Origin of the sequence: Streptomyces incanus (assembly GCF_042656345.1) — a bacterium.
Taxonomy (GTDB): Bacteria; Actinomycetota; Actinomycetes; order Streptomycetales; family Streptomycetaceae; genus Streptomyces; species Streptomyces incanus.
In genome coordinates this window covers 22,778-28,777 of record NZ_JBHSPC010000033.1, presented here as the reverse complement: position 1 = coordinate 28,777, position 6,000 = coordinate 22,778, and the positions used below count along the sequence as shown (strand labels likewise).

Annotated in this window: 4 protein-coding genes; all 4 read left to right on the top strand. The window is 68.6% G+C overall.

Annotation, left to right across the window (positions count from 1 at the left end):
• Window positions 1–533: 533 nt before the first annotated feature.
• Window positions 534–1,961 (top strand): glycosyltransferase, encoded by a 1,428-nt coding sequence (locus tag ACFP2V_RS13300; RefSeq protein ID WP_381210473.1) that lies wholly within the window; start codon window positions 534–536, stop codon window positions 1,959–1,961.
• Between the two features lie 67 nt (window positions 1,962–2,028).
• A complete protein-coding gene (locus ACFP2V_RS13295; protein ID WP_381210470.1) occupies window positions 2,029–3,492 on the top strand; it encodes a DUF6056 family protein in 1,464 nt (487 codons plus the stop codon).
• Between the two features lie 502 nt (window positions 3,493–3,994).
• Window positions 3,995–4,201: a DUF4236 domain-containing protein gene (locus ACFP2V_RS13290; protein ID WP_381210468.1), complete on the top strand. Its 207-nt coding sequence runs from the start codon at window positions 3,995–3,997 to the stop codon at window positions 4,199–4,201.
• A gap of 76 nt (window positions 4,202–4,277) precedes the next feature.
• A complete protein-coding gene (locus ACFP2V_RS13285; protein ID WP_381210466.1) occupies window positions 4,278–5,807 on the top strand; it encodes a UDP-N-acetylglucosamine 1-carboxyvinyltransferase in 1,530 nt (509 codons plus the stop codon).
• Window positions 5,808–6,000 lie beyond the last annotated feature (193 nt).

The window sequence follows — 6,000 nt, the reverse complement described above, 5'->3', positions numbered from 1 at the left end:
CGCAGCGCGAGCATCGCGATCACAGCGAGCGACGGGCGCTTACTGAGAAAGGCTCACTGGCACAGGTACTGCTGGTCTTCGGGATCGCGGAGATCACACTGAGCCGACGAAAGACCAATGCACCGCCCAGGGCGACCAGAGCTGCCCGGGACCATCGGTGCCCGCTGGATTTCCCGTTTTGGGGATCAGCCGCGTCATTCACCACTCCGTCGTTCCCTCCCTTACCACTCGTTTTCCCTCCGTCCGGCCGGCGTCCGGTTCTCCGTCGTCGGGAGCCGGTGGCGCCGCCGGCACGGCAGGGCCGTGCGATCCGACGCGTGTGTTCCCCGCCGGCGACAACACCCTGTCCACCACGCCGCCCGGCAAGGCCAAACGGGTCATCCGCAGGCGCGTAGTCGTGTGATTGCGTTCCTGGGCCGATGAATACGGGTCGAATGCCTCTGGGATTGCGGCCCCTGCCCGTGCCGGGGACAACCATCCCACCACCGTGCGGCGGAAAGGACCGCCCAGGCGTGCTCGGTCAGGAGACTGGTTTGACGAGTCCTCAGCTTTCCGTGGTCGTACCGTGCTTCAACGAGGCTGCCGTCGTCGAGAGATTCCACGCGGCTGTCCGGAAAGTTCTCGGCCAGGCCGGCCTCGACTACGAGATCTGCTACGTGGACGACGGCAGTACCGACCGCACGCGGGACATCATCGGCGACCTCGGTGCCGGCGACCGGCGCGTCAGGTACACGGTGTTCAGCAGGAACTTCGGCAAGGAGGCCGCGATGCTCGCCGGCCTGCGCATGTCCCGGGGGCAGGCGGTGGTCCTCATGGACGCGGACCTGCAGCACCCCCCGGAGCTCATCCCGCGGATGCTCGAACTCCACGGGCGGGGGTACGACCAGGTGATTCCCCGGCGGAACCGCGACGGGGAGGGCACGGCGCGCACCGTGCTGAGCCGCGGCTACTACGCTCTGGTGCGCCGCCTCATGGATGTGGAGGTGCTCGACGGCGCCGGGGATTTCAGGCTGCTGTCACGCCAGGCGGTGGACACGGTGCTGTCACTGCCGGAGACCAACCGGTTCTCGAAGGGGATCTTCTCCTGGATCGGTTTCACGACGACCAGCTTCACCTACCAGAACACCCAGCGGTTCGCGGGCAGCTCGAAGTGGGGAAGTCGCCATCTGCTCAACTACGGCATCGACGGGCTGCTGTCCTTCAACAACCGGCCCCTGCGGCTGGCCATCTACGCGGGCTTCTGGTGCTTTCTCTCCGCACTCGTCTACGCGGCGTGGGTGGCCTTCGACGTGGCGCTCCACGGGACCGCCGTCCCGGGCTACGCCACACTCCTGATGGCGGTGGTGGGGCTGGGGGGAATCCAGCTGATCACCCTGGGGATCATCGGTGAATACGTCGGCCGCATCTATTACGAGGTGAAACGCCGCCCTTCCTTCGTGGTCCGGGAAACCGACGAGCGCCCCGCCCCGAGGCCCCGCCCTCCGCAGCACGGATCGGCCACTTGCCCGAAAGGCCGTCCCGCAACAGCACGGCAGTTCACGACCTTCGTGATGATCGGATTCGTCAATACCGCCGTATACCTGGCCGTCTACGCCACCCTGAACCAATGGATCCCGTATCTCGCGGCGCATGTCATCGGGTATTCGGTCAGTACCGTCGGCTCCTTCTTTCTCAATTCCTACCTCACCGTCCGGACCCGTCCCAGGTGGCGCGCGTTTCTCCGGTATCCGCTGTCCAGCGGCTTCAACCTGGTGGCCTCTGGCGCGCTTCTCTACGTAGCTGTCAGCCGACTCGAAATGGACAAAAATGTCGCCGCCCTTGCCGCCGGAGTCCTCGTCACGCCAGTCACCTTCCTGCTCGCCCGCTGGGCCATCAACTCCGGTCGGCGGCCGGCGGACACTGCGGGCACGGCTCAGAACGGTCCAGCCGAGGCGGAACAGGAAGACCCCGCCCTCAAATGACGCCGTTCGCTCGGACGCCGGGGGACGCCCGGTGCCCGCGCGGCCGGTCGAGGAGACCGATACGGAGGTGAGCGGAAACGGGAGCGGAAGCGGGGGGAACCCGGCCTTCCCGTCCCTGCGCCTCGTCCCGGCGGGTATGGCCTTGCTGCCCCTCGTTCCACTGGCGCTTTTCGGCGGAGCCTCATGGTTCGCACGCTGGGTACGCCCGAGCGCCGACGAGTGGTGCTTCCTGCCCCTCGTACGTGACGAAGGCTTCATGGCCCTGGTGAACCAGTTCTATTCCACGGGCAACGGACGGATCGCCAACGGCGTGCTCGTCGCCTCCTACGCCACGTTCGGCGTGGCGGGCCAGCAGTGGTACGCGGGGATCAGCGCGGCCGTGATGCTGGTCCTCCTGTGGGCGTGGGCGGCGGCACTGCTGCGGCGCACCGGGTCACGGCTGCCCCGGGGCGTCCCTCTGTTCTCCGCGGCCACGGTCCTGGCCCTCTTCTGCTTCGCCTCCACGAACACGTACAAGACCTTCTTCTGGCCGGCCTCGTCGGTTTCCCACACCTTCCCGCCCGTGCTCGCGGCCGCCGCCACGATCCCGGCCCTGCTCGCGACCTCGCGGCGCGGAAGGGCCCTCGCCGTCGCGTTCGCGTGCGTCGTCGGAGCCGTCCTGGGCACTCTGTCGGAGGAGACCTCCGTGGTCGCCCTGACACTCCTCGCCGTGGCCCTGCTGCTGGGCCGCCGGGCCTTCCCGGCCGGACAGCTCGCCTTCGTACGGGCCTGGTGCGCCGCTGCCGGAGCGGGCATCCTCATCGGCACCGCCGTGCTCCTCACCTCACCCGGCTCACGGAACCGCCGCACACGTCACCACGCGGACTCCATGTTCACACCCGAATCGCTCTACGCTTCGCTGCGGGGATATACGCAGGTCCTCCATATCCTGCTGACGACCTGGCAGTACGTCGGCGCGATCGCCGTGGGCGTGCTGATCGGCGTCCTCGCTCGCCGCGCGGACGGGGGCATCCCCCGCCCCGGCCGCAGGGCGCTCCTGCTCCTGGGATCCGGGGGAGCGGCTCTGCTCTTCTCCGGATACGCATGCACGGTCATCGCCTATCCGGCGTTCGGCCCCTCGGTCGCGACCGCCAACAGGCTGTGGAACGACTACCTGTTCCCGCTGCTCCTCCTGCTCGTCGGCGCGGGCGGCCTCCTCGGGAACCTGACGGTACGGCGGTACCGCCGTGGCACGTGGCCGGTAGCCGCGGGCGCCGCGCTCCTGTGCGTGTGCGTCACGGCCGTACTCGCCGTGTCCCTCCGCGACCTGGGGTCGGACATGCGGGTGCGGGCCACGGCCTGGGACAGCCAGGACCGCCTGCTCCGGGAGCGGGCCGCGGCGGGGGCGACGGTGCTGCCCTACAAGCCGCTCGCCATCAGCAAGATGCTGGAACCGTTCAGCGGCAACGGCAAGCACCCGTGGCCTGCCTCCTGCGTCGCTGTCTACTACCAGGTGAAGAAGGTCACGGACGGAACGGACCGTCAAGGGTGAGGCGCTGCCCGAGCAGCCCCGCCGCAGCCTGGCCCGCAAGGTGCTCCTCGACACCGACACCGACACCGGACAAACCCACTGGCCGCAGACCTGAATCCGTGACCCGGGAAGTCCGCACCCTGGGCCCTTTCCCCGCCGTTACCGCGCGCCGGGCACGGGCCATGGCCCGTCTCCTCGCGAACCGGCCACCCCCTCCTGAGCGGCCCGCGGCAGTGCGGTGGGCTGCCGCACCGGACAGAGCCCACGCCCGGACTCCGGGTACCCGCTGCGGGCATACCGATCCGGACAAACCAGCCCCAGACCCTCACTCCGGGCACCCCTCCCCGGGATGCCTCCCGGAAGGCATCCCGGGATACTTCCCCCATATCCCCCGCGATCCCGAAACTCGCCCCCACCGACTGCCATCACCGCACCCGGACGGGGTAACCGCACGGAGACGAAGCCAGTTCGCGCGGAGCCCGGCCCGGGCGCCGCGTTTCCACTGCCACAGAGGGGGGCAGGGATGCCACTCACGTTCCGCAAGAGCTTCAGGATTTTTCCGGGCGTACGGCTGAACATCAACAAGCGCTCCATGTCCATCACCACCGGCGGCAAGCGCGGCCCGCGGCACACCACGAGCACCACCGGACGCCGTACGACATCGATGGATTTGCCCGGACCTTTCGGATGGCGGCGCACGCGCAGCACCCGGCACGACAGGGGACACTGACTTCACATCACCCGAACGGCCCACCCAAGAGGCCCCCCAAGAGACACCATCTCATATCTGAGATAACCTCAGTCTCATGTCAGACGACTACCTCGTACGCATCGGCAAGCTCATCCGTGACGCCCGGCAACATCGTGGCTGGACACAGGCGCAGCTCGCGGAGGCACTCGCCACCAGCCAGAGCGCCGTCAACCGCATCGAACGCGGCAACCAGAACATCAGCCTTGAGATGATCGCCCGCATAGGCGAGGCGCTCGACAGCGAGATCGTCTCTCTCGGCTACGCCGGCCCCATGCACCTGCGGGTCGTCGGCGGCCGCCGCCTCTCGGGCGCCATCGACGTGAAGACGAGCAAGAACGCGTGCGTGGCACTGCTGTGCGCCTCGCTGCTCAACAAGGGCCGCACGGTGCTGCGCCGCGTCGCCCGCATCGAGGAGGTGTACCGCCTCCTGGAGGTGCTGGGCTCGATCGGCGTCCGCACCCGGTGGATCAATGAGGGCGTGGACCTGGAGATCGTGCCGCCCGCCACGCTGGACCTCGACTCCATCGACGCGGACGCGGCCCGCCGCACCCGCTCCATCATCATGTTCCTCGGCCCGCTGCTGCACCGCATGGACCGCTTCATGCTGCCGTACGCCGGCGGCTGCGACCTCGGTACGCGCACCGTCGAGCCGCACATGATCGCGCTGCGCCGGTTCGGCCTGGAAATCGCCGCGACGGAGGGCCAGTACCACGCGGTGGTGAACCGCTCCGTGCACCCGGACCGCCCGATCGTGCTGACCGAACGCGGGGACACGGTCACCGAGAACGCGCTGCTGGCCGCCGCCCGGCACGACGGCGTCACCGTCATCCGCAACGCCTCGTCCAACTACATGGTCCAGGACCTGTGCTTCTTCCTGGAGGCCCTGGGCGTCAAGGTCGAGGGCATCGGCACCACCACCCTCACCGTGCACGGCATGGAGACCATAGACGTCGACGTGGACTACTCCCCCTCCGAGGACCCGGTCGAGGCGATGAGCCTGCTCGCCGCCGCCGTCGTCACGGAGTCCGAGCTGACGGTGCGCCGGGTGCCGATCGAGTTCCTGGAGATCGAGCTCGCGGTCCTGGAGGAGATGGGCCTCGACCACGATCGCACCGCCGAGTACGTCGCGGACAACGGCCGCACCCGGCTGGTCGACCTCACGGTCCGGCCCTCCAAACTGGAGGCGCCGATCGACAAGATCCACCCGATGCCGTTCCCCGGCCTGAACATCGACAACGTCCCGTTCTTCGCGGCGATCGCGGCGGTGGCGCAGGGCCAGACCCTCATCCACGACTGGGTCTACGACAACCGTGCCATCTACCTGACCGACCTCAACCGCCTCGGCGGACGCCTCCAGCTCCTGGACCCCCACCGCGTCCTGGTCGAGGGCCCCACCCGCTGGCGCGCCGCCGAAATGATGTGCCCCCCGGCCCTGCGCCCGGCCGTGGTCGTCCTGTTGGCGATGATGGCCGCCGAGGGCACGTCGGTGCTCCGCAACGTCTACGTCATCAACCGCGGCTACGAGGACCTGGCCGAACGCCTCAACTCGGTCGGGGCCCAGATCGAGATCTTCCGGGACATCTGAAGGTCTTCGGAAAAAGTGCCACCACGCCCCTCTCGACCTGTAGGAACGCGAGGCGAGAGGGGAGGTGGCGACGCCTCTGGGACTTTTCTGGGACTTTTGGCCGGGACCGAAGGCGTCATCTTGTGGGCCGGGGCGAGTCCGGGAAAGGGCCAGGTCAGGGCCTTCTCCGGCTCACTTCCCGCGTGCGGGCGCC